At 71.9% G+C, this 23834-nt stretch carries 16 protein-coding genes; 13 read left to right on the forward strand and 3 right to left on the reverse strand.

From position 1 onward, the window contains the following. Positions 1-67: 67 nt before the first annotated feature. From brxD to ACFVVA_RS16060, 3 genes are all read left to right on the forward strand, one after another. Positions 68-1402 carry a BREX system ATP-binding protein BrxD gene (gene brxD / locus ACFVVA_RS16050; protein WP_387689886.1) on the forward strand — a complete coding sequence of 445 codons (1335 nt, stop codon included), beginning with the start codon at positions 68-70 and terminating at the stop codon, positions 1400-1402. Beyond that, a complete protein-coding gene (locus ACFVVA_RS16055) occupies positions 1402-3558 on the forward strand; it encodes a DEAD/DEAH box helicase (RefSeq protein WP_387689888.1) in 2157 nt (718 codons plus the stop codon). The genes brxD and ACFVVA_RS16055 overlap by 1 nt, the downstream gene beginning before the upstream one ends. Before the next feature lie 78 nt (positions 3559-3636). Continuing rightward, entirely contained in the window at positions 3637-5220 is a 1584-nt protein-coding gene (locus tag ACFVVA_RS16060) for an HNH endonuclease (protein ID WP_387689890.1), read from the forward strand. Positions 5221-5313: 93 nt separating this feature from the next. On the opposite strand, the gene ACFVVA_RS16065 is transcribed toward ACFVVA_RS16060, so the two are convergent. Then, the gene (locus ACFVVA_RS16065; RefSeq protein ID WP_387689892.1) at positions 5314-6756 is read right to left on the reverse strand and encodes a glyceraldehyde-3-phosphate dehydrogenase; all 1443 of its coding nucleotides are present in this window, start codon (positions 6754-6756) and stop codon (positions 5314-5316) included. Between the two features lie 258 nt (positions 6757-7014). Here ACFVVA_RS16065 and ACFVVA_RS16070 point away from each other — a divergent pair, with 258 nt between their 5' ends. The 6 genes from ACFVVA_RS16070 (at position 7015) to ACFVVA_RS16095 (ending at position 15723) form a co-directional block, all read left to right on the forward strand. Continuing rightward, the gene (locus tag ACFVVA_RS16070; RefSeq protein WP_387689894.1) at positions 7015-9165 is read left to right on the forward strand and encodes a UvrD-helicase domain-containing protein; all 2151 of its coding nucleotides are present in this window, start codon (positions 7015-7017) and stop codon (positions 9163-9165) included. 141 nt (positions 9166-9306) lie between these two features. Beyond that, positions 9307-9774, forward strand: a complete 468-nt coding sequence (locus tag ACFVVA_RS16075) for a GreA/GreB family elongation factor (protein ID WP_387689896.1) — start codon at positions 9307-9309, stop codon at positions 9772-9774. Positions 9775-10063: 289 nt separating this feature from the next. Further along, positions 10064-11374, forward strand: coding sequence for an MFS transporter (locus ACFVVA_RS16080; protein WP_387689897.1), 1311 nt, complete (start codon positions 10064-10066; stop codon positions 11372-11374). 26 nt (positions 11375-11400) lie between these two features. Then, on the forward strand, positions 11401-12276 hold the full coding sequence (gene fdhD / locus ACFVVA_RS16085; protein WP_387689899.1) for a formate dehydrogenase accessory sulfurtransferase FdhD: 876 nt from the start codon (positions 11401-11403) through the stop codon (positions 12274-12276). A gap of 3 nt (positions 12277-12279) precedes the next feature. Next, the gene (locus ACFVVA_RS16090; RefSeq protein WP_387689901.1) at positions 12280-13197 is read left to right on the forward strand and encodes a LysR family transcriptional regulator; all 918 of its coding nucleotides are present in this window, start codon (positions 12280-12282) and stop codon (positions 13195-13197) included. A 195-nt stretch (positions 13198-13392) separates the two neighbouring features. Beyond that, positions 13393-15723, forward strand: coding sequence for an FdhF/YdeP family oxidoreductase (locus ACFVVA_RS16095; RefSeq protein WP_387689902.1), 2331 nt, complete (start codon positions 13393-13395; stop codon positions 15721-15723). 43 nt (positions 15724-15766) lie between these two features. On the opposite strand, the gene ACFVVA_RS16100 is transcribed toward ACFVVA_RS16095, so the two are convergent. Continuing rightward, positions 15767-17077: a YhgE/Pip domain-containing protein gene (locus ACFVVA_RS16100; protein ID WP_387689904.1), complete on the reverse strand. Its 1311-nt coding sequence runs from the start codon at positions 17075-17077 to the stop codon at positions 15767-15769. A 639-nt stretch (positions 17078-17716) separates the two neighbouring features. Here ACFVVA_RS16100 and ACFVVA_RS16105 point away from each other — a divergent pair. The 4 genes from ACFVVA_RS16105 to ACFVVA_RS16120 all read left to right on the forward strand — a co-directional run bounded on the left by ACFVVA_RS16105 (position 17717) and on the right by ACFVVA_RS16120 (position 23089). Beyond that, positions 17717-19366 carry an NRAMP family divalent metal transporter gene (locus ACFVVA_RS16105; protein WP_387689906.1) on the forward strand — a complete coding sequence of 550 codons (1650 nt, stop codon included), beginning with the start codon at positions 17717-17719 and terminating at the stop codon, positions 19364-19366. Between the two features lie 26 nt (positions 19367-19392). Next, on the forward strand, positions 19393-19776 hold the full coding sequence (locus ACFVVA_RS16110) for a winged helix-turn-helix domain-containing protein (protein WP_359897612.1): 384 nt from the start codon (positions 19393-19395) through the stop codon (positions 19774-19776). 149 nt (positions 19777-19925) lie between these two features. Then, complete coding sequence (locus ACFVVA_RS16115; protein ID WP_387689908.1) at positions 19926-21707, forward strand: ABC transporter permease; 1782 nt, start codon at positions 19926-19928, stop codon at positions 21705-21707. Between the two features lie 14 nt (positions 21708-21721). Beyond that, positions 21722-23089 (forward strand): nitrate/sulfonate/bicarbonate ABC transporter ATP-binding protein, encoded by a 1368-nt coding sequence (locus ACFVVA_RS16120; RefSeq protein WP_387689910.1) that lies wholly within the window; start codon positions 21722-21724, stop codon positions 23087-23089. Between the two features lie 49 nt (positions 23090-23138). Here ACFVVA_RS16120 and ACFVVA_RS16125 read toward each other — a convergent pair whose 3' ends face one another. Then, positions 23139-23549 carry a metalloregulator ArsR/SmtB family transcription factor gene (locus ACFVVA_RS16125; RefSeq protein WP_359897608.1) on the reverse strand — a complete coding sequence of 137 codons (411 nt, stop codon included), beginning with the start codon at positions 23547-23549 and terminating at the stop codon, positions 23139-23141. Between the last annotated feature and the right edge of the window lie 285 nt (positions 23550-23834).

The raw sequence follows: 23834 nt of genomic DNA on the forward strand, positions 1-23834 counted from the left end.
TCACGGCCCGGCGGCGGGACGAGCACGAACGTGATCACGGTCGCCCGGTGATGGGAGACTGGCCCGCGTGAGTGCCGAAGGAACCTCCCGTCCCCCGACCGTCAGTGCGTCCCGCCGTCGCGACGTCATCGACGCGCTGCGCCGCGGTGCGGTGCCCGAGAACGGGCTCGACCTGCTCGCCACGGGGCTCGGCCGGTTCGAAAGCGCCCTTGACGATGAGCTGAATGCGGTCGTCTCCGGGGCATCGGTGTTCAAGGCCGTGCGTGGTGAGTACGGATCGGGCAAGACGTTCTTCACCAGGTGGCTCGGTGAGCGCGCCAAGCGCAGGAACTTCGCCGTCGCCGAGATCCAGGTCTCCGAGACCGAGACGCCGCTCCACAAGCTGGAGACCGTCTACCGACGCCTGACCGAGCGCCTTGGCACTGCCAGTTTCCCTCCGAGCGCGCTGCGTCCCGTGGTGGACGCCTGGTTCTACGCGCTGGAGGAGGACGCCCTGGCCGCCGGGTGTTCCGAGGATCAACTTCCCGAGGAGGTGGAGCGGCTGCTCGCCGCCCGGCTCAGCGAGGTGTCCCGGCACGCTCCCTCGTTCGCCGCGGCCCTGCGCGGCTACCGGGCCGCCCTCGCTGCGGGCGACGAGACCACTGCTGCGGCCGTACTCGCCTGGCTCGGCGGGCAGCCGAATGTCGCCGCCGCAGCCCGGCGGTCCGCCGGCGTGCGAGGCGACCTCGACCACTTCGGCGCGCTGGGTTTTCTCCAGGGGCTGCTCACGGTGCTGCGGGACTCCGGGCATGCCGGGCTCTTGCTCGTGCTCGACGAGGTCGAGACGCTGCAGCGGGTCCGCTCGGACGCGCGGGACAAGGCGCTCAACGCGCTGCGCCAGCTGATCGACGAGGTCCACTCCGGCCGCTTCCCCGGCCTGTACCTGATGATCACCGGCACGCCCGCCTTCTACGACGGCCAGCAGGGAGTTCAGCGACTCGCCCCGCTCGCCCAGCGCCTCGCAACCGACTTCACCACCGACCCGAGGTTCGACAACCCTCGTGCCGTACAACTCCGGCTTCCCGGGTTCACCCGGGACTCGCTCGTCGACCTCGGGGCCACGATCCGTGACCTCTATGCCGACGGTGCCGATTCCTCCGATCGGATCATGAAGCTGGCGGACGACGCCTACATCGCCGACTTGGCCGACGCCGTCGGCGGCGCACTGGGCGGCAAGGTGGGCGTCGCCCCGCGGCTCTTCCTGAAGAAGCTCGTAGGCGATGTCCTCGACAGGATCGACCAGTTCGAGGACTTCGATCCGCGGCAGCACTACCGGCTGACCGTCTCTTCCCAGGAACTCACCGCCACGGAGCGAAACCTGGCCGCCGCCGGATCGGCGGACGACATCGACCTGGAGCTGTGATGACCGGCTCCGAGAAACCCGACTCGAGCACCACAGAGCCCACGAACCCACTCGACCGGCTCGACCCGGTGGTCCTGCACCACATCGTGAACACCCTGGGCTGGCCCGACCTCCGTCCTCTGCAGCGCGCAGCAATCGCACCGCTGATGGACGGCAACGACGCAGTCCTGCTCGCACCGACCGCCGGTGGCAAGACCGAGGCTGCCTGTTTCCCCATGCTCTCCGCGATGGCCCAGTACCGGTGGAGCGGCATCTCCGTGCTCTATCTGTGCCCGCTCAAGGCGTTGCTCAACAACCTGGTCACCCGCGTCGATTCCTACGCACAGTGGCTCGGGCGGCGGGCGGCATTGTGGCACGGCGACACCACCGAGTCGCAGCGCAAACGGATCCGGACCGATCCGCCCGACATTCTCCTCACGACGCCGGAATCCCTCGAGGCCATGCTCATCGGGGTCAAGACCGACCACGCTCAACTGCTCTCGTCCATCCGCGCAGTCGTAGTGGACGAGGTCCACGCCTTCGCCGGGGACGATCGCGGCTGGCACCTCCTCGCCGTCCTCGAGAGGCTCGAACGCATCACCGGCCGGCCCATCCAGCGCATCGGTCTCTCGGCGACGGTGGGCAATCCGCAGCAGCTTCTGACCTGGCTGCAGGGTTCGGGCGCGAACAGCCGCGCCGGCCAGGTCGTCGCGCCCGACCTCACGACCATCTCCCCCGATACCCGGCCGGCCGGCGAGGTGGAACTCGACTACGTCGGCTCGCTCGAGAACGCGGCGAAGCTCATCGCGTCGCTCCATCGGGGCGAGAAGCGGCTCGTCTTCTGCGACTCCCGCCGGCAGGTGGAACAGCTCGGTGCCGCTCTACGGGCCCGTGAGGTCACCACCTTCCTCTCCCATGCCTCGCTGTCGGCCGAGGAGCGGGCTCGCTCCGAGCAGGCCTTCGCCGAGGCCCGCGACTGCGTGATCGTCTCCACCTCCACCCTCGAGCTCGGCATCGACGTCGGAGATCTGGACCGTGTCATCCAGATCGACGCGCCCCGTACAGTCGCCTCCTTCCTCCAGCGGATCGGCCGAACCGGTCGGCGGGCCGGCAGCGTGCGCAACTGCCTGTTCCTGGCCACCGAAGAGGAAACCCTGCTCCAGGCCGCCGGCTTGCTGCTGTTGTGGGGGCGCGGCTGGGTCGAAGCCGTCACGCCGCCACCCGAGCCTCGGCACCTGGTCGCCCAACAGCTTCTTGCCATGACCCTCCAGGAGCACACCCTGGGCACTCACCTGTGGAGCCAGAAGTGGAACGGCCTGGCGCCCTTCGACCGCTCCGGTGAATCGATCCTGCGGCACCTGGTGAGCGAGGGCTTCCTCGACGACGACAACGGCCTGCTCTTCATCGGCCCGGAGGCGGAACAACGGTTCGGCCGCCGTCACTTCATCGAACTGACCGCGTCGTTCACGGCCCCGCCGCAGTTCACGGTGCTGTCGGGGCGTACAGAGATCGGACAAACCGATCCCTCCGTCCTCACCGAGGAACGGCCGGGCCCACGCCGACTCCTCCTCGGCGGGCGAAGCTGGCAGGTCACCTTCATCGACTGGTCCAGGCGACGGGCCTTCGTCGAACCCGCTGACGGTGGTGGCATCGCCAAGTGGTCAGGAAACGGCATCGCCGGGCTGTCCTTCGAACTGACCCGCTCCATGCGCGACGTCCTGCTGGGCACCGATCCGCCGGTCTCGCTCACCCGACGGGCACAGGCCCGTCTCCAGCAACTACGCGAGGAGGAGGCCCCCGACAGCGTGCACCCTGCCGGGACACTGATCACGCGCTCCGGCAACGATGTACGGTGGTGGACGTGGGCCGGCTACCGGGCCAACGCCACACTCGCCGCCACATTGTCGTCCATTGCAGACCCGGTTCAACGCCCAACGGACTGCTACGTGCGGCTTCGTGAAGACTTGACGGCCCCAATGTGGCAAAGCGCTCGTTCCGGTACGGGCGACCTCCTCGTCTTCCCGGACGTCGACCGACGCGCTGTCAAGGGGTTGAAATTCTCGACAGCACTGCCCGAACGGCTCGCGATGGCCACGGTCGCCGCGCGCCTGGCCGACTTTCCGGGTGCGTCTGCGACGCTCGCCGAATCCGTACGACTGCACGTCATCCAGGCCTGAAGCGCTTCGTCACAGGTTGACCCCCTTTGACCGATTAACTCACAAGCCATTGTCGGATCTTCCCACTATTCTCTCGGCATGAGCCTTGCCGATCTGACGCATGCAGGAACACGTCCGGCTGCCCAACCCAGCCTCCTCGATCCGGCTGCTGCGGAGGCCGTCCATGCCTCCGGGAGGCCACAGCTGATCCTCCAGCCTCGAGGCACCAGGGACGGGGGCCCACAGAATTTCGCCAAGTCCATGCAAGCGGGTATCCGAGTTTCCGATCTGCAGAACTCGGTCGGTTCCGAGGCTGACGTGCTCAACGGCCTGTACCCGGGCGGGGTCGCCCGGTTGTGGGGTTCGACGCCGACCTCACAGGTCAACAACGAGAAGGCCCGGGCTCTGCGCGACCGCCGGGTCGGTGACCATGTCCTCTTCTACACGGGAAACTGCTTCATCGCCCGCGCGAAGGTCATTCGGCTCGTCACCAGCCCGGTGATAGCCGGTGCCGTCTGGGGAAGCGATGAGGACGGTAAGACCTGGTCACACATCATGGCACTCGACGAATTCGAGGAATTCGCCCCACCGATCCCGGCTCTGGACATCCTGGCCGACCTCCAGGTTCCGCGTCCCCTGCGCGGGCTCACACTCCGATCGGCCGATGACTACGCACGCATCGCCCACCAGCTTCCGGCCGGACGCCACCCGCAGCTGCCCCACGGGACCACGCCGCCTTCGTCGACCCGCACCGCTCGGATGACCCAGGTGGAGTTGCTTGCCCGACTCGAAACGCTCAGGACCCATCGCAACACCGCCAGTGGGCAGCCGAGTCGACACCAACCACTCACCCTCCTCTGGGCAATCGCCCGTATCGCGGCAGATGAGCCACGATTGGCGCCCTGGTCGGTGTTCCAATCCGAGGTCGGACCGCTGCTGTCAGAGTACGGACTCCCCAGTTCCAAGGTCACGCCCGAGTACCCGTTCTGGCATCTTCGGGGAAGCGGCCTCTGGGAGGTGCGCGGACTAGACGAGGAAACGAGTTCCATGCCCCTGGTCAGGGTCCTCGACGACACGCAGCCGGAGGCCGGCCTTTCCGCTGAGGTCGCCGCACTCCTGCGGGAACCCGTCACCCGACTTGAGGCGATGCTGGTTCTACGAAACCGCTACCTCCACGACATCGACCTGCAGTCGCTGCTCGACCGTCTGGGAATGACCGGATACACCACGGGGGACGGCCTCGCGGACTCCCTGGAGGACGAGCACACGACGACGGCCGCCGTTCCTGAGCGGGCGGCCGGCGCCACCCAACGGCGGGAGACCACCTCCTCCCGCCCCGTCCGGGACGCCACCATCGTGAGCCGCGTGAAGGAGCTCTACGGCTACAGGTGCCAGGTCTGCGACACCTTGCTGCAGTACAAGCGGAAACCGTACAGCGAGGCAGCCCACATCCGCGGTCTCGGAAAGCCCCATTACGGCCCCGACGAACTGCACAACCTGCTGTGCCTGTGCGCCAATCACCACGTGCTCTTCGACGGTCTGGAGATCTACATAGACGTCCAAGGTGTGGTGCGGGAGACTCACGGCGACCGGTCCTTGGGCCCACTTCACCGGCACCCTGACCACCCGATCGACGAGAAGTACGTCGACTACCACCGGGCCCTGTGCATGCTCAACCGCTGAACGTCTGAACCCAGGTCGGGCGAACCCGGCGGGGCGGCGACCTGTCGGTCACCGCCCCGCCGTCGTACTCCGTCGTCCTGCCCTACCGGTGGATCAGACCGCCGGAACCGGGAAGGTCGGGTACTCGACGCCCGAGATGTACTGGACGACCCGGATCACCTGGCACGAGTAGCCGAACTCGTTGTCGTACCACAGGTAGAGGATCGCGTTGTCGCCCTCGACCTTGGTCGCGCCGGCGTCCACGATCGACGCGTGGCGCGAGCCGATGAAGTCGCTGGAGACGGCGTCGGGCGAGTCGGTGAAGTCGATCTGGCGCTTCAGCGGGGAGGTCAGCGAGACGTTCCGCAGGTACTCCAGGACGTCCTCGCGGTTGGTCTCCCGCTTGAGCTGGAGGTTGAGGATCGCGATGGAGACGTCCGGCACCGGGACGCGGATCGAGCTGCCGGTGATCTTCGCCTCGAGGTCCGGCAGGGCCTTGGCGACGGCCGAGGCGGCACCGGTCTCGGTGATCACCATGTTCAGCGGCGCCGAGCGGCCGCGGCGGTCGGCCTTGTGGTAGTTGTCCAGCAGGTTCTGGTCGTTGGTGAACGAGTGGACGGTCTCCACGTGGCCGCGGACCACGCCGTACTCGTCCTCCATCGCCTTCAGCGGCGGGACGATGGCGTTGGTGGTGCAGGAGGCGCAGGACAGGATCTGCTCGTCCGGCTTGATCGTGTCGTGGTTCACGCCGTGCACGATGTTCGGGACGTCGCCCTTGCCCGGCGCAGTCAGCACGACCTTGGCGATACCGGGGCGCAGGTGCTTCGACAGGCCCTCGCGGTCGCGCCAGCGGCCGGTGTTGTCGATCAGGATCGCGTCCTTGATCCCGTACTCCGTGTAGTCGACCGTGGTCGGGTCGTCGGAGTAGATCACCGTGATCTCGTTGCCGTTGGCGATGATCTTGTTGTTCGCCTCGTCGACGGTGATCGTGCCCTGGAACTGGCCGTGGATGGAGTCACGGCGCAGCAGCGAGGCGCGCTTGACCAGGTCGTCGCCGCCGCTGTTGCGCACGACGATGGCCTTCAGCCGCAGGCCGTTGCCCGAGGCCTTCTCGACCAGCAGGCGGGCGACCAGCCGGCCGATGCGGCCGAACCCGTACAGCACGACGTCCTGCCCGGACCGGCGCTCCAGCTTGTTCTCGCCGGTGGCACCGACGACGGCCTGGGCGGTGAACTCCGCCACCGACAGGCCGCGGTCGTCCGCCTTGTACGTCGCGGCGAGCATGCCGAGGTCGATCTGCGAGGGGCCGAGGTCCAGGGCGGTCAGTGCCTCCAGGAACGGCATCGTCTCGGTGACCGAGAGCTCCTCGCCGGCTATCTGCCGGGCGAAGCGGTGCGTCTTGAGGATGCTGACCACCGACTTGTTCACCAGGGAACGGCTGTGGAGCAGAACGGTGACGTCCCTCTCCCGGTGCAGCCGCCCGATGATCGGGATCATCGACTCCGCGATCTCCTCGCGGTTCTTCCAGTCCGTGAACACGTCGTCGTTGACAGTCACAAGTCCATCTTTCGAGCTGAGGGTGTTGCCCACATGGTAGCTTCGCCCGCCCGCGCCCCGACCGCCGGTCCCTCCCCCACCCTCCCCACCCGAGCCCCCGACCTGCACGTTCACCCCCGCCCCACCCCCGAAGGTGATCACCGCCACCCTCACCCGGCCCGCCGCCGGGCGGCCCGCCGCGAGTGATCACCGGGGCCAGTACAGTGAGGCGCACTGCCCGGCCGCGCGGACGGGCCGGGGCGCGCGAGGGGGGCCGGGGTGGCGACGCTGGGTATGCACCGGGACTTTCTGCTGGAGTTCGCGGCACTGGAGAAATCCGTGCAGCGCAGGGTCTTCGACGTGTTCGAGAAGTTCACCGGGGCGACGCACACCGGTGCGCATCTGGAGAAGCTCACCCACCAGCGGGACCCCCGGATCCGGACCATCCGGATCACCGACTTCTGGCGCGGGGTGGTCCTCAAGGCCGACCGGGGCGACGGGTACATGCTGCTGAAGGTGCTCCCCCACGACAAGGCGAACGACTGGGCGTACAAGCACCGGGCTTCGGTGAACGCCGCCACCCAGGGTGTCGAGATCCGCAACGACGTCGCTCTGGAGCGCGCCACCGAGTCGCTGAGGGCCCTGGCCCCCGACGAGCCCCGGAGGCTCTTCGCCGACCGCTCCGACAAGGTCCTGCGCAGCCTGGGCATCGAGGAGGAGATCCTGCCGATCATCCGGCTGCTTCCGGACGAGGCCCATCTGGAGGCGCTCCACCGGGTCCTGCCGGAGCAGCAGTTCGACGTTCTGATCGGCCTCGCGAGCGGGATGGAGCCGGCCGACATCGACCGTGAGATCGTCCAGGCGTACGCGCGGGCGGCGGCTCCGGTGAACGCCGCGCAGTCCGGGGACGGGCTGGTCTCGGCGATGGCCCACGCGCGCGGCCGGGTCGCCCTGGTGTCCGGCCCCGAGGAACTGCGGGAGATCCTGGAGCGCCCGTTCGACGTGTGGCGGATCTTCCTGCACCCGGCCCAGTACCGGATCGCCTACCGGGAGTCGTACAACGGGCCCGCCCGAGTGACCGGCGGCCCCGGGACCGGGAAGACGGTGGTGGCCCTGCACCGGGCTTATCACCTGGCGCGCCGGCTGCCGCCGGACGCACCTGACGGATCGATTCTGCTGACCACCTTCACCAAGGACCTCGCCGGCGAGCTCGAACGCTGCCTCACGCTGCTCATCACGGACGAGCGGATCAGGGCGAAGGTCCGGGTGGTCACCGTCGACGCGCTGGCGAACGAGGTGCTCCGCCGCTCGCGGGGCGGCGCCCCACTGAAGATCGTCTTCAACCAGCGCGCGGTCCTCGCCCGCTGGGGCCGGATCGTCCGCCGGCTCGGGATCGACCTCACCGACGTCTTCCTGGACCAGGAGTGGCGGCAGGTCGTCCTGGCCCAGGCGATCGAGAGCCCGGAACAGTATCTGAAGGCACAGCGGTCCGGCCGCGGTACCGCCCTCGGTCCGCTGCAGAAGGCCCAGGTGTGGCGTGCGGTGGCCGCGTTCGAGGACGAGCTGCGACAGGCCGGGGAGTTGACGTTCCTGCAGGTCTGCGCGCAGGCCGCGCGGGCGCTCGACGAACAGGACGACCGCCCGTTCCGGCACGTGGTGATCGACGAGGCGCAGGACCTGCACCCCGCGCAGTGGAGGTTCCTCCGCGCGATCGTCGCGTCCGGACCGGACGACCTGTTCCTCGCCGGCGACCCGCACCAGCGGATCTACGGGAACAAGGTCTCGCTGCGCTCGCTCGGGATCCAGGTCGTCGGACGGTCCTCCCGGCTGCGGGTCAACTACCGGACCACGCACGAGATCATCAGCTGGTCCGCGTCCCTGCTCACCGGCGAGCGGCCCGACGACATGGACGGCGGCGAGGACTCCCTCGTCGGCTACCACTCGACCCTGCACGGCGCACACCCCGAGGTGCACGGCCACGTCGACAAGGCCGACGAGATCCAGGACCTCGCCGCCCGGATCGCGGAGTGGACCGCGTCCGGCGTCGCCCCGGAGGACATCGGCGTCGCCGCCCGGACCGCCCAGCTCGGGCGCGAGATCGCCCAGGCCCTGGAGCAGGCCGGGACGCCCGCCTACGTGCTCGGCAACGCGCCGTCCCCCGGTGTGCGGGTCGGGACCATGCACCGGATGAAGGGTCTGGAGTTCCGCTGCGTCGCCGTGGTGGGCGTGAGCGACGGCCTGGTGCCCATGCGCAGCGCGATCACCCCGGTGGACACCGACCCGCTGCAGCACCAGGAGGACCTCAGCGGCGAGTTGAGCCTGCTCTTCGTGGCGTGCACGCGCGCACGCGAGGCCCTCAGCGTGTCCTGGCACGGCACACCGAGCGTCTTCCTCGAACCGGTCGTCCCGGCGCAACTGCTCGCACGGTGACCCTCGGCGCCCGGGCGACGCGTCCTCGACGAATCGCTCCGGGTGGTCGATCGGCCCGGAAGTTGCCCGGGGCCGCGGGCGGTGGGGTAATGGGAGGCGGCCGGTGTTCGAGCGTGTGACGAGCAGCCCCGGGAGCGTGGGATGAGCGGTGGGCCGGAACCGATCAGTGCCGAGGGCCTGCGTGCGGTGCAGGAGGACCTGGCGCAGTTGCGGGAGGAGCGGGGGAAGGTGGCCGCGACGCTGCGCGGGCTGCAGCCGGTGGGGGACCGGGCGGATGCGGCGGACGAGTTGCAGCGGGCGTCGGAGGTGACCCGGCTGGACCGGCGGATCGCCGAGCTGGAGGCGCGGCTGCGGGAGGCCGAGGTGGCCGGGGAGCCGTCCGCGCGGGTGGTGGGGGTGGGGTCGACGGTCACCGTGCGGTTCGACGACGGCACGGAGGAGACGGTCGAGATCTCCGAGCTGGCGGAGGAGCGGGACCTCACCCTGGTGACCTTCGACAGTCCGCTCGGGAAGGCGCTGCTGGGGCGGCATGCCGGGGAGACGGTGAACTACGAGACGCCGGCCGGCGCGGCCAGCGCGGTGGTGCTGTCGGTGGGCGGCACGCAATAGCCGGCACGCAAGAGCCGGCACGCAAGAGCCGGGGCGGAACAGCCGGGGCGGAACAGCCGGCATGCAATAGCCGGAGCGGAATATCGGAACGGAATTCCCGATCGCGCTTTCGGGATGTCCGGCAGGTTTTCTGGGCACCCGGCGAAGTGGGATATCCGTCGAATCTCCGATAGGCGCCTCCTATCGGCTCACAGGATTCACTTCTTTGACGCCCTGCGGCGGCGGCCCGCACACTGGACTGCGGAAATCCAGGAATGGCCGAAAAGCCGGAAACGGGGCAGGAAAGCGCATGGGCAGCACTGAGGAAATGCCCGTGCCCGGTACCGCCCGCTGGCTCCCGGCGGCCGCCGCCGTCGCCGTCGCCGCCTGGGGCGCCAACCAGTTCACCGCACTGGCCACCGTGTACCGGGCGCGCACCGACTGGTCGGCGCTCTCGCTGGCCGCGATGTTCTCGGTCTACCTGCTCGGCCTGCTGCCCGGACTGCTGCTGGGCGGGCCCGCCGCGGACCGGTACGGCCGGCGGCGGACGGTGCGCGGCGCGCTGGGTCTGTCCGCCGCCGCCAGCGTGGTGCTGGCGCTGCCGGACGAGCCCTCGGTGTACGCCGCCCGGCTGGCCACCGGCTTCGCGGCCGGGCTGGTCTTCCTGGCCGGGACGGCCTGGCTGCGCGAGCTCTCCGGGCCCGCCGTCCCGCCCGAGCGGAGCGCCCGCCGGGCGATGTACGCCACCGGTACGGGCTTCGCGGCGGGCGCGCTGGCCTCCGGGGTGATCGCCGAGTGGCTGCCCGGCCCGACGGTGCTGCCCGCCCTCGCCCATGCGCTGGGCTGCCTGCTGGTGCTGCGGGCCACCCGCGGACTGCCGGAGACCGCCCGGAGCCACGGCCTCGGCGGCAGCGGCAATGGCGGGAGCGACAACGGCAGCGGACCGGCGGCCGTCCGCCACCCCCGGTTCCGCGCCGTCCGCCACCCCCGGTTCCGCGCCGTCCACCACCCCCGGTTCCGCTACGTGGTCCTGCCCGCCAGCCCGGCCGTGCTCGGCGCCGCCACGGTGGCGTACGTGGTGCTGCCGCCGCTGGTCGCCGACCGGGTGCCCGGCTACGCGCCGCTGTTCAGCGGCCTGGTCGCGGCGCTGACCCTGGCCACGGGCGTGGTCGCCCAGCCCTTCGCCGCCCGGCTGGACGACGCGGACAGTGCCCGGGCCACCCTCACCGCGATGGCCACGGTGATCGCCGGGCTGCTGCTCGGCGCCCTCGCCGCCGCCCTCGACTCGGTGGGCCTGGTGGTGGCCGCCGCCCTCGTCCTCGGCACCGGGTACGGGCTGACGCTCGGCGCGGGGCTGCACGAGGTGGAGCGGCTGACCCCGCGCGCCTCCGGGCCGAGCTCCGCCTCCCTCTACCAGAGCATCACCTCCAGCGGCTTCCTCACCCCGCTGCTGCTCGCCGGCACCGCCGGCCACGCCTCCTACCCGGCGCTGCTGGCGGGCATGGCGGCCGTCGGCCTGCTCTGCCTGGCGGTCACCGCCGCGCACAGCCGCCGCCACCTGCCCGACCCGCCGGACCCGTACGCCGCCGCCAGGAGGGAGGATTCATCCGTACAGACCTGACGGAGACCATCGAGGAGCCGACGACCATGGGCCGAGTGACCGTCCCCCGCAGAGTGCTGCGCCTGCGCCAGGGCGCGCCCTCGTACCGTCCCGACACCCTGGCCGCCGAGGAGCCGATGGAGATCCGGGTCGGCGGGCGCGCGCTGACGGTGACCATGCGCACCCCGGGCAGCGACTTCGACCTGGCGGCCGGGTTCCTGGTCAGCGAGGGCGTGGTGCACGCCGCCGAGCAGGTGGCCGGCATCCGCTACTGCGCCGGCGCCACCGCCGACGGGGGCAACACCTACAACGTGGTGGACGTCCTGCTCGCCCCCGGTGTGCCGGCGCCCGACGCCTCGCTGGAACGCAACTTCTACACCACCTCCTCCTGCGGCCTGTGCGGCAAGGCGAGCCTGGACGCGGTGCGCACCACCGCGCCGTGGAGCGTCGCCGGGGACGGGCTGCGCGTGACCCCCGCGCTGCTCTCCGCGCTGCCCGACCGGCTGCGCGCCGCCCAGAAGGTCTTCGACAGCACCGGTGGCCTGCACGCGGCCGGGCTGTTCGACTCCGACGGGCAGCTGCTCTGCCTGCGCGAGGACGTGGGCCGGCACAACGCGGTGGACAAGGTGGTCGGCCACGCGCTGCGCGAGGGCCTGCTGCCGGCCCGCGGCACGGTGCTGATGGTCAGCGGGCGGGCCTCCTTCGAGCTGGTGCAGAAGGCGGTGATGGCGGGCATCCCGGTGCTCGCGGCGGTCTCCGCGCCGTCCTCGCTGGCCGTGGACCTCGCGGAGGAGAGCGGGCTGACCCTGGTCGGCTTCCTGCGCGGCGACTCGATGAACGTCTACACCCGCACCGACCGCGTCGACACCACCGCTCCGGCCACCACGGCCGACGCCGCCCCCGCCACCACCGGAGTCGAGTAGGCGATGCTGTTCCGCCAGCTCGAGTACCTCGTCGCGCTCGCCCGGGAGCGCCACTTCGCCCGCGCCGCCCAGGCCTGCCACGTCTCCCAGCCCGCCCTCTCCGAGGCGCTGCGCAAGCTGGAGGACGAGCTGAAGGTGCTGCTGGTGCGGCGCGGCCGCGCCTACGAGGGCCTGACTCCCGAGGGCGAGCGGATCGTGCTGTGGGCGCAGCGCATCCTGGCCGACCGGGACGCCCTCCGGGACGAGGTGGACGCGCTGCGCACCGGCCTGAGCGGACGGCTGCGGATCGGCTCGGTGCCGACCGCCTCGGGCGCCGTGTCGCTGCTCACCGGGCCGTTCTGCACCGCCCACCCGCTGGCGGCCGTGGAGCTGTCCACCGACCTTCGGTCCGATGAACTCCTGCGCCAGGTACGGAACTTCGAGATCGACGCGGGCGTCACCTACCTGCCCGGACCGGGCGAGGACGATCTGCGCGCACTCCCGCTGTACGAGGAGCGGTACGTCCTGCTGACCGGTCTGGCCGACGAGCCGGCCCAGCACCCGCGGGCGACCTGGGAGCAGGCCTCCCGGCTGCCGCTGTGCCTGCTGCACCCGGGCATGCAGGGCCGCCGGGTGCTGGACGAGGTGTTCGCGGGGCTCGGGCTGGCGCCGACGCCCCGGGTCGAGACGGACTCGGTGGCCTCGCTCTTCGCCCACGTCCGCACCGGGCACTGGGCGAGCGTCGTGCCGTACGCGTGGCTGCACGTGTTCGGCGTGCCGCGCGGGATGCGGGCGGTCCCGCTGACGGAACCGGCGCACAGCGCGCCGATCGGACTGGTGATCGCCGCCCGGGAGCCCGGCTCGGTGATGGCCCGCGCACTGCTGGAGGTCGCCCGGCGCACCGAGGTGGCCACCGTGCTCGGCAGCCTGCCGGCGGCGTGATCGCCCGGGCCCGAGGCCGGGGACCGGGGCATGACCGTCCGGGCCGGGACCGGGGCATGACCGCCCGAGCCGCTACCGCCCGACGCGCGGGGTCCGCCCGAGCCGGGACCGCCCGACGCGCGGGGTCCGGCCTCCGGACGTAGCGTCGACTGCAACGCCGGGTGTCCGACCCCCGTGCGACGGAAGGCGAGGCCCGTGACCACCTCCGACGACGCCGTCACCACTCCCCCGCAGGAGCCCCCGGGGCAGGAGGAGGTCGGCCCCTCCCCCGCCGGCCCGCCCCACGCCCAGCCGTACCACCACCCGGCCGCCGGCTGGGGCGCCGCCAAGAGCGTCACCCGCTTCCTGGTGCGCGAGGGCGCGTACCTGGACGGGCCGCGGGCGGTGATGCGGATGAACCACGAGAAAAGCGGCTTCGACTGCCCCGGCTGCGCCTGGCCCGACGACACCAAGGGCCTGCACCTGGACATCTGCGAGAACGGCATCAAGCACGTCACCTGGGAGATGACCCGCAAGCGGGTCGGCCGGGAGTTCTTCGCCGCCCACACGGTGACCGAGCTGTCCGGGTGGAGCGATTTCGCGCTGGAGGACCAGGGGCGGCTCACCGAGCCGATGGTCTACGACCCGGACAGCGACCGCTACGTCCCGATCGGCTGGAAGGACGCGTTCGCCCTGGTCGGCCGCACCCTGCGCGGGCTGGACGACCCCAACCGGGCCGCGTTCTACACCTCCGGCCGGCTCGGCAACGAGGCGACCTTCCTCTACCAGCTGATGGCCCGCGAGCTGGGCACCAACAACCTGCCCGACTGCTCCAACATGTGCCACGAGGCCAGCGGCCGGGCCCTGCAGGCCTCGCTCGGCACCGGGAAGGGGACGGTCGACCTCAAGGACTGGGAGGTCACCGACGCCCTGTTCATCCTGGGCGTCAACGCGGCCTCCAACGCGCCCCGGATGCTCACCTCGCTGGCCGAGGCGTACAAGCGGGGCGCGCAGATCGTGCACGTCAATCCGCTGGTCGAGGCGGCGGCGACCCGGACGATCATCCCGCACGACTTCACCGACATGGCGCTGAACCGGGCCACCCGCACCAGCACCCTGAACCTCCAGCCGCGGATCGGCGGCGACATGGCGCTGCTGCGCGGCATGGCGAAGGCGATCCTGGAGCAGTCCGCGTCCGACGACCGGGCGCTGGACCGGCTGTTCATCGACCGCCACACCAGCGGGTTCGAGGCGTACCGCGAGGTCTGCCTGGCCACGCCCTGGGAGGAGATCGAGCGGCAGAGCGGGCTGGACCGGGCCGAGATCCTCAAGGCGGCGCGGGTCTACCGGGAGGCCGACCGCTCGATCTTCAGCTGGTGCCTGGGCGTCACCCAGCACGAGCACGGGGTGGACACCGTCCGGGAGATCGTCAACCTCCTGCTGCTGCGCGGCAATCTGGGCCGGGAGGGGGCCGGCCCCTCCCCGGTGCGCGGGCACAGCAACGTCCAGGGCAACCGCACCTGCGGCATCGACCACCGCCCCGACGGCACGTTCCTGGACCGGCTCGCCGAGGTGTGCGGGATCGAGCCGCCGCGCGAGCACGGGCTGGACACCGTCGGCACGATCGAGGCGATGCGGCGCGGCGACATCACGGTGTTCGTCGGCATGGGCGGCAACTTCGCGCTCGCCGCCCCGGACACCCCGTACACCTACCAGGCCCTGGAGTCCTGCGAGTTGACCGTCCAGGTGAGCACCAAGCTGAACCGCAGCCACCTGGTGCACGGGCGGGCCGCGCTGATCCTGCCGTGCCTGGGCCGGACCGAGAAGGACCACCAGCGGGCCGGGGTGCAGTCCACCTCGGTCGAGGACTCGATGAGCATGGTGCACCTGTCGGTCGGCATGAAGCGCCCGGCCTCGCCGCACCTGCTCTCCGAGCCCGCGATCGTCGCCGGGATGGCCCGCGCGGCGCTGCCGGACAGCTCCACCCCCTGGGAGTGGTACATCGAGGACTACGACCGCATCCGCGACACCATGGCCCAGGTCCTCGACGGCTTCGAGGACTTCAACCGCCGGGTGCGGCTGCCGCTGGGCTTCCGGATCAAGCAGCCGGCCCGCGAGCTGGTCTTCGACACCCGCTCCGGCAAGGCCGAGTTCTCCGCCGCCCCGCTGCCCGACGTCGTTCCCGAACCGGGCATCCTGGCGCTGGGCACGATGCGCTCGCACGACCAGTGGAACACCACCATCTACTCGGACAACGACCGCTACCGGGGCGTGCGGAACCTGCGCACCCTGGTGTTCATGAACCGGGACGACATGCGCGAGCGCGGCCTGGAGGAGTTCGACCGGGTGGACGTCACCAGCACCGCCCGGGACGGGTCCACCCGCTCGGTGCACGGCTACCTGGCCGTCCCGTACGACATCCCGCGCGGCTGCGCGGCCGGGTACATGCCGGAGCTGAACGTGCTGTGCGCGATCGGCGACTACAGCACCCAGAGCGACCAGCCGATCATGAAGCACCTCAAGGTGACCGTCGCCAAGGCGTCCTGACCGGCCAGGACACCCGACCGCCCCGGCCGCCCGGCCCCGGCGGTCAGGCGTCCTGGCCGGAGGGCTGGGGCGTCCAGCGGTGCAGGCCCTTGCGGTCGTAGTAGCGGGTCATCCCGAAGCCGAACAGCAGGGCCAGCGCCGCGCCGATTCCGATCATGACCCAGCCGCGGGCGAGCCCGGCGTCGGCCCTGGCGTCGAAGAAGAGGATCGCCCGGATGCCGTCGCTGAGCTGGCGCATCGGCTCGAAGAGGCTCAGGAAGCGGTAGAAGCCGGGGACCGCCTGGAGCGGGATGGTGGCACCGGAGGAGGGCAGCGCCAGCGCGATGAAGACGAACATCGACACCAGCTGCCCGATCCCGCCGAACGCGGCGTTGATCGCCTGCACCCCGAGGCCCACGGCGAGGCTGGCGCAGTAGGCGAAGATCCACAGCTGTGCCAGGTGCGGGGCGTCCATGCCCAGGACGCCGACCGAGCAGAGCACCACGAGCGAGGTGGTGAGCAGCATGATCCCGGCCGTCATGACCATCTTGAGCAGCAGGGTCTGGGTGCGGTTGATCGGGACGGTCGGGCGGCGGGTGTGCCAGGGGCCGATCTCGCTGTCGCTGTAGCCGAGCGCGCCGTCGACGCCGCTGTGGACGATGTTGCCGCCGATGAAGCCGGTCAGCACGGCCAGCAGGGTGAAGTAGAAGGCGCTCAGGCCGAGCCCGCTGTGGCCGCCGATCGGGTGGCCGACCCGGGTGGTGACGGCGATCGGGTCGGCGAGCAGCAGCCGGGCGGTGGCTCCGGTGTCCGGACCCGGGGCACCGGAGGCCGGTACGGCGGCCAGCAGCTGCCCGCCGAGCGCCGACGAGGCCTGGTGGGCGGCGTTCTGGGCGATCTGCGCGGCGATCGAGGAGCCGAGGCTGCCCATGCCGGGGTTGGTCAGCACGGTGATGGTCGGCCGCTCGGTGGCGCCGCCGGTGACCAGCGCGGTGACGGCGGCGCTGAAGTCCTTCGGCACGACCAGCGCGCCGTAGACCTTGCCGGCGGCGAGCTGTTCGCTCAGTCCGGCCGCGTCCACCTGCCGCCACTGGACGGTGCTGTCGGGAGTGCCGGCCACCACGGCGGCGGCCAGCCGGGCGCCGAGGGGCTCCGCCTGCCCGGGCGGCGGCGGGCCCTGGTCCTCGTTCACCAGGGCGATCGGCAAATGGTGCAGGTGCCCGCTCGGGTTGAGGATGCCGCCCATGTAGAGCAGGGAGAGGAGGACGGCCAGCAGGCAGCACAGGACGCCCGGGAAGAGCCACAGTTTCGGGTTCCGTGCGAGCGTCAGCGCCCGCGCCTGCCGGGGAGGCCCCTGGGAGTCTGCGGTCGCCATGCCACCCCTCGGGTTCGGGCACGACCTGGTGCCGGTGCCGGTACGGCGGGAAGTCGTTCCGTGGCGGCCCGGCGGCCAAACCCCCGTCACCCGGCCGGCCGCCGCCCGCCCCGGGGCGCGGACGGGCAGCCGCGGACAGCGGCGGGCGCGGGCGGGAAGCGGCGGGCAGCGACGGCAGGCACCGGCGTACGCCGACAGAAAGGTAAAGATTTTACCAAGTGCGCAAGTATCGCTCCCGGGCGGGACTAAGCTCTGACGAGTTGGGGTGAACCGGCGGTCGCGTCGCGCGGGCCGGTGAGCTCCTTGCCGCGTCGATGACACGCACCACGGGGTGCGCCGGCCGGGAGGAGGCGAGAGACATGGATTGCAGTAGTCCGGGCCACAGTTGCCCCTGCCCCCGCCTGCCCTCGCACACCTCCGGCATGCGGTAACACCTTTCCCCGCAGCACGTCCTGACGATCCGTCACCATTCTTCGGAAGTCATCAGCGACGACGGCACGCCATGTCCGCACGCGGCTCCGCCGTGCCCGCACGCCACCGTACGGGCCGCGCAGCCGCGCGCCGATGCGCCGTGCCCGCCCGCGGGGAGAGCCGCCGCCTGCCTCCGAACCGCCCCTCCGGGGCCCAGGGAGGAAACCCATGACCACCCACGCCACGCTCGACTCCGCTCCGCCCGAGCCGCGTTCGGCCGTCCTCGACGACGCGCACGTCGGCGACATCAAGGGCGCGCTCGGCACCATCCGGCTCGACGACACCACGCCCAGGCACGGCCTGTCGGCGAGACTGAAGACCCTGCTCGCGATCGTCGGGCCCGGCCTGATCGTGATGGTCGGCGACAACGACGCCGGCGCCTTCTCCACCTACGGCCAGGCCGGGCAGAACTACGGCACCCAACTGCTGTGGACGCTGCTGATGCTGGTCCCGGTGCTGTACGTCAACCAGGAGATGGTGCTGCGGCTGGGCGCCGTCACCGGCGTCGGCCACGCCCGGCTGATCCTGGAGCGCTTCGGCAAGTTCTGGGGCGCGTTCAGCGTGATCGACCTGTTCCTGCTGAACGCGCTGACGCTGGTCACCGAGTTCATCGGGGTCACGCTCGCGGCCGGGTACCTGGGCCTGCCGAAGGCGGCCTCGGTGGTGCTCGCCGCCGGGATCATCATCGCCTCGGCCTTCACCGGCTCGTTCCAGCGCTTCGAGCGGGTCGCCGTGACACTGTGCCTGGGCTCGCTGCTGCTGGTGCCGATCTACTTCATGGTCCACCCGAAGACCTCGCGGATGGCGCACGACTTCGTGGTGCCCGCCATGCCCGGCGGCTCGGGCGGACTGGCGGCCGTGATGCTGGTGATCATCTCCATCGTCGGCACCACCGTGGCGCCCTGGCAGCTGTTCTTCCAGCAGTCGTACGTCATCGACAAGCGGATCACCCCGCGCTTCATGGCGTACGAGAAGGCCGACCTCTGGATCGGCATCGTGATCGTGATCGTCGGCGCCGCCGCCATGATGGGCCTCACCGCCGCCGCCTTCGCGGGCACCGACGGCTTCGGGCACTTCTCCGACGCGGCCGCCGTCGCCCGGGGCATCGAGGACAAGGCCGGGCACCTGGCCGGCGTGCTGTTCGCCATCGCCCTGCTGGACGCCTCGATCATCGGCGCCTTCGCGGTGTCCCTGTCCACCGCCTACGCGATCGGCGACGTCTTCGGCATCAGGCACTCGCTGCACCGCGGGGTGAAGGGCGCCAAGGGCTTCTACGGGATCTACGCGGGCCTGGTGGCCGCGGCGGCGGCGATCACGCTGCTCTCCACCGACTACACCCAGGGCCTGATGACCCAGTTCGTCCAGGTGCTGGCCGGGGTGCTGCTGCCCTCCGCGACCGTCTTCCTGCTGCTGCTCTGCAACGACCGCGCGGTGCTGGGCCCCTGGACGAACGGGCCGCGGACCAACGCCTTCACCTCGCTGGTGGTCGGCGTCCTGGTGATGCTCTCCCTGATCCTCACCGCCGCCGTGGTCTGGCCCGGCATCGGCTCCGGGGCGATCCTCCGGATCATGGCCGGCTGCGGCGTGGCGGGCGTGCTCGTCGCCGGGTACTCCTTCACCTTCGGGCGCCGCGGCACCAAGGAGGACCCCGTCGACCGCACCGGCCGGGAGAACTGGCGGATGCCCCCGCTGGAGACCCTCGACAAGCCGGTGCTGTCCACCGCCCGCAAGGTCGGCATGGGCGCGCTGCGCGCCTATCTGCTGATCGCGACGGCCATGGTCGTCGTCAAGATCGTCCAGACCGCGCTGAACCACTGAGCCGACCACGAAGGAGCCCCCGCGCCATGGTCCCGCACCGCCCCAGGCTCGACGCCGTCTTCTCGCACCACCCCGCCCCGGGCCGGCGCCCGGCCCCGCGACCCGCGCCCGCGCCCGGCCTGGTGGTGGACACCGACCAGCGCACCGTCACCGTCGAGGGCCGGCACGTCACCATGCCGTACCTGGAGTTCGAACTGCTCGCGCACCTGGTCGGCAACCCGCTGCGGGTGCACTCCCGGCGCCAGCTGATGGAGAACGTCTGGGGCCGCCCGGACACCGGCGACTCCCGCACCGTCGCCACCCACATCGCCCGGATCCGGCGCAAGCTCGGCCCCGGGCACCGGGAGGCGATCGCCACCGTCCGGCAGATCGGCTACAAGTACGACCCCCGGCTGGCCCGGACCGCCTGACCCCGGCCCGGGACGGCGCGCCCCCGGGACGGGACACGGCGCCCCGCCCGGGGCCGGGCGCACCCGGTGGCCCCGTGGGGGGCGGGGCGGGTTTGCGTACGGACGTCCCGAGGGAGCAGACTGCCCGGGTTTGCCCCGGAGGTACCGCCATGACCCTGACGAAGCCCGCCCCGGGCCGGTCCCGGAGCCCGCTGCCGGGCCTGTCCCGGGGCTCACTGCCCACCCGGACCGCGCACCGGCTCGGCGGGCGGGTCTGGACGGACCTGGTCGTCGCGGCCGCCGTCCTGGTCCTGCTCTACCTCGTGCTGCGGCTCGGCCAGGGCGGCGCCGTCCGCTTCTCCACCACCCGGGACGCGGCCGTCGACACCGACCCGGCCCGGCTGCCGTACGACGCGGCGCGCTCGCTGCTGCGGATGTTCGCCGCGCTCGCCCTCTCGATCGTCTTCACCTTCTGCTACGCCTACGCCGCCGCCCGCAGCCGCCGGCTGGAACGGGTGCTGATCCCGGCGCTGGACATCCTCCAGTCGGTGCCAGTGCTCGCCTTCCTGAGCCTCGCGGTCTCCGGTTTCCTCGCCCTCTTCCCCGGCTCGGTGCTCGGCCTCGAATGCGCCGCCGTGTTCGCCATCTTCACCTCCCAGGCGTGGAACATGACCTTCGCCTTCTACCAGGCGCTGGTCTCGCTGCCCCGCGAACTCGACGAGCTGTCCCGCTCCTTCGGGTTCAGCCGGTGGACGCGGTTCTGGAAGGTCGAGCTGCCCTCGGGCATGATCGGCCTGGTCTGGAACGGCATGCTCGGCTTCGGCGGCGGCTGGTTCTTCCTGGTCGCCTCCGAGGCGATCACCGTGGACGGCCGGCGGTACGCGCTGCCCGGGGTCGGCTCGTACGCGGGCGCGGCCATCGCCGCCGGGGACCTCGGCCGGGTCGGCTGGGCCATCGCCACCATGGTGGTCCTGGTGGTCGGCGTGAACTTCCTGTTCTGGCGGCCGCTCACCGCCTGGGCCGAACGCTTCAAGAACGAGCAGTCCGAGGCCACCGAGGTGCAGCGCTCGGTCGTGCTGGACCTGCTGCGCCGCTCCCGGCTGCCCGCCGCGCTCGGCCGCGCGCTGCGCCCCGCCGGACGGGCCCTGAACCGGGCCGGGCGGGTGTTCGGCACCGCCGACCGCCCGCCGGCCGTCCACCCCGGCCGGCGGCGGGCCGGGGACGTGGCCTTCGCCCTCGTCGCGGGCGGCATCGTGCTGTGGGGCCTCGTCGACCTCGGCCGCTACCTGGCCGACCGCACCGGCCTCGGCGTCTTCGGCGAGCCGCTGCTGCTCGGGCTCGCCACCCTCGCCCGGGTGGTGGTGCTGGTCGCGGTGGCCACCGCGGTCTGGGTGCCGATCGGCGTGAAGATCGGCTTCTCGCCCCGGCTGACCAGGATCGCCCAGCCCGTCGTCCAGGTGCTGGCCGGCTTCCCCGCCAACTTCCTCTTCCCCCTGGTGGTCTGGCTGCTGCTGCGCACCGGGGTGTCGATCGACCTCGGCGGCATCCTGCTGATGGCCCTCGGCTCCCAGTGGTACATCCTGTTCAACGCCATCGCCGGTGCCATGGCCGTCCCCGCCGACCTGCGCGAGGCCATGGACGACCTCGGCGTACGCGGGTGGCAGCGCTGGCGGCGGCTGATCCTCCCCGGCGTCTTCCCGGCGTACGTCACCGGCGGCATCACCGCCTCCGGCGGCGCCTGGAACGCCTCCATCGTCGCCGAGGTGGTCACCTTCGGCTCCACCACGCTGACCGCGACCGGCCTCGGCGCTTACATCGCCCGGGCCGCCGAGCGCGGCGACCACCCCCACCTGCTCGCCGGGGTCGCGGTGATGAGCCTGTACGTCGTCGCCCTCAACCGTCTGCTCTGGCGCCGGCTGTACCGGCTGGCCGAGCGCCGCTACTCGCTGTAGTCCGGAGTCCGCCGATGCGCTTCCCGTTCCGCAACCGTGCCGCCGAGCCCGCACCCGCCCCCGCCCCCCACGAGGACAGGGACGGGGAGGCGCTGCTGGAGACCACCGGTCTGACCAAGTCCTACGCCGGGGCCGCCGGCGAACTGCCGGTGCTCTCCGGCATCGACCTCACCGTCCGGGCCGGCGAGGTCGTCGCCGTGCTCGGACGCTCGGGCTCCGGCAAGTCCACCCTGCTGCGCTGCCTGGCCGGCCTGGTCCCGCCCAGCTCCGGCACCATCCGCTACCGCGGCACCCCGCTCACCGGCGCCAACCCCGGCACCGCGCTGGTCTTCCAGACCTTCGCGCTGCTGCCCTGGCTGACCGTGCGGCAGAACGTCGAACTCGGCCTGGAGGCCCGCGGTGTCCCGCCCCGGGAACGCGCCCGGGCCGCCGACCAGGCCATCGACCTGATCGGCCTGACCGGCTTCGCCTCCGCCTACCCCAAGGAGCTCTCCGGCGGCATGCGCCAGCGGGTCGGCTTCGCCCGGGCACTGGTCGTCGAACCGGACGTGCTGATGATGGACGAGCCGTTCTCCGCCCTCGACGTGCTCACCGCCGAGAACCTGCGCGGCGAGCTGATGGAGCTGTGGGAGTCCGGCCAGTTCCCCACCCGGGCCGTCGTCCTGGTCACCCACAACATCGAGGAGGCGGTGCTGATGGCGGACCGCATCGTGGTCCTCGGCGCCCGCCCGTACGGGACGATCCGGGAGACCGTGGAGGTCGCCCTGGAGCGGCCGCGCGACCGCGACTCGGCCGCCTTCGACGAGCTGGTGGACCGGGTGTACCGGATCATGACCGGCCGGCCCAAGGACACCCGCCCGTCCGGCCGCACCGAACCCGACCCCGAGCGGCGCACCGTCGCCGCCACCCCGCTGCCCACCGCCGGCGTGGACGGCCTCTCCGGTCTCGCCGAGACGATCGCCCACCGGGGCGGGAGCTGCGACCTGGCCGGCCTCGCCGACGAACTCGGCCTGGACATCGACGACCTGCTCCCCCAGGTCGACGCCCTCGACCTGCTGGGCTTCGCCGAGGTCCACGGCGACGACCTGCTGCTCACCGGGACGGGCGCCGCCTACACCGGGGCCGACGCCCAGGAGGCCCGCGCCGTCTTCGCCGCCGCCGCCCTGGAGGTCCCGCTGATCAAGCTGATCGCCAACAGCCTCGGCGGCCGGCCCGGCGCCACCGTCCGCACCGGCTTCCTGCGCGACCTGCTCGGCCGCCACTACACCGACGAACAGACCGACCGGCAGCTGGAGACCGCCACCGACTGGGGCCGCTACGCGGGGCTCTTCGCGTACGACGCCGACCGGCAGGAGTACCGGCTGGCGGCGCCGGGCCGCTGACCGGCCCGGCCGCACGCCGACGCCCCCGGGCGAGGCGGCCGGGGAGGGCTCAGCCGGTCGCCGGGCGGCGGCGCACCGCGCGGGCCGCGCGGGCGAAGGGCTGGGGCGCGGTGGCACCGGCCGGGGCGGCGCCGTCGTCGTCGCCGTCGCGGCGGGCGGGCAGGTCGTGGGCGATCAGCGCGGCCTCGGTGAGCAGCCCGCGCACCTCGGTGGCCCGGTAGAAGATCCGCGTCCCCTCCCGGCGCGCCACCACCAGCCCGGCCGCGCGCAGCTTCGCCAGGTGCTGCGAGGTCGCCGACACGTGCGCCCCCAGCAGTTCGGCCAGCTCGCTCACCGGCAGCTCCCGGTGGCTCAGCGCCCACAGCAGCCGGTACCGCGACGGGTCCGCCACCGCCTTCAGCACCGCCACCGCCCGCTCCGCCGCCTCGGCGTCCCAGGCCTCTTCCCGCGCACCACCCATACAGGGATCGTACCGACGCCCGCCGGCCCGCCGACCTGCCCCTCGAACGATGGCACCGGACGGGCCGGGGGCGTGTCCGATGGGCCCTGTCGGATCAGGGAGCGGCGTCGGGGCGCGGCGTCGGGGCGCGGGCGTCGCGAGGTGGAGGTGGGGCGCCTCCAGGCCGCCGGGCCGGGAGCGCGCCGCGCACCCGGCGAAGGTCCGCAGGACACGCCCCGGCTCCGCCGCCGGCGCCCCGAAGGGCCTCGCGGCGTTCCGGGAGGCCGTTCCAGGCGGGTGTGGAAC

Origin of the sequence: Kitasatospora sp. NPDC058048, from assembly GCF_042885555.1 — a bacterium.
GTDB lineage: Bacteria > Actinomycetota > Actinomycetes > Streptomycetales > Streptomycetaceae > Kitasatospora > Kitasatospora lactacystinica.

Bases quoted from the DNA above. Each gene is read 5' to 3' on its own strand.
- ACFVVA_RS16055 (WP_387689888.1), top strand. From the start codon at position 1,402: ATGACCGGCTCCGAGAAACCCGACTCGAGCACCACAGAGCCCACGAAC.
- ACFVVA_RS16060 (WP_387689890.1), top strand. From the start codon at position 3,637: ATGAGCCTTGCCGATCTGACGCATGCAGGAACACGTCCGGCTGCCCAA.
- ACFVVA_RS16075 (WP_387689896.1), top strand. From the start codon at position 9,307: ATGAGCGGTGGGCCGGAACCGATCAGTGCCGAGGGCCTGCGTGCGGTG.
- ACFVVA_RS16080 (WP_387689897.1), top strand. From the start codon at position 10,064: ATGGGCAGCACTGAGGAAATGCCCGTGCCCGGTACCGCCCGCTGGCTC.
- fdhD (WP_387689899.1), top strand. From the start codon at position 11,401: ATGGGCCGAGTGACCGTCCCCCGCAGAGTGCTGCGCCTGCGCCAGGGC.
- ACFVVA_RS16090 (WP_387689901.1), top strand. From the start codon at position 12,280: ATGCTGTTCCGCCAGCTCGAGTACCTCGTCGCGCTCGCCCGGGAGCGC.
- ACFVVA_RS16100 (WP_387689904.1), bottom strand. From the start codon at position 17,077: ATGGCGACCGCAGACTCCCAGGGGCCTCCCCGGCAGGCGCGGGCGCTG.
- ACFVVA_RS16105 (WP_387689906.1), top strand. From the start codon at position 17,717: ATGACCACCCACGCCACGCTCGACTCCGCTCCGCCCGAGCCGCGTTCG.
- ACFVVA_RS16110 (WP_359897612.1), top strand. From the start codon at position 19,393: ATGGTCCCGCACCGCCCCAGGCTCGACGCCGTCTTCTCGCACCACCCC.
- ACFVVA_RS16115 (WP_387689908.1), top strand. From the start codon at position 19,926: ATGACCCTGACGAAGCCCGCCCCGGGCCGGTCCCGGAGCCCGCTGCCG.
- ACFVVA_RS16120 (WP_387689910.1), top strand. From the start codon at position 21,722: ATGCGCTTCCCGTTCCGCAACCGTGCCGCCGAGCCCGCACCCGCCCCC.
- ACFVVA_RS16125 (WP_359897608.1), bottom strand. From the start codon at position 23,549: ATGGGTGGTGCGCGGGAAGAGGCCTGGGACGCCGAGGCGGCGGAGCGG.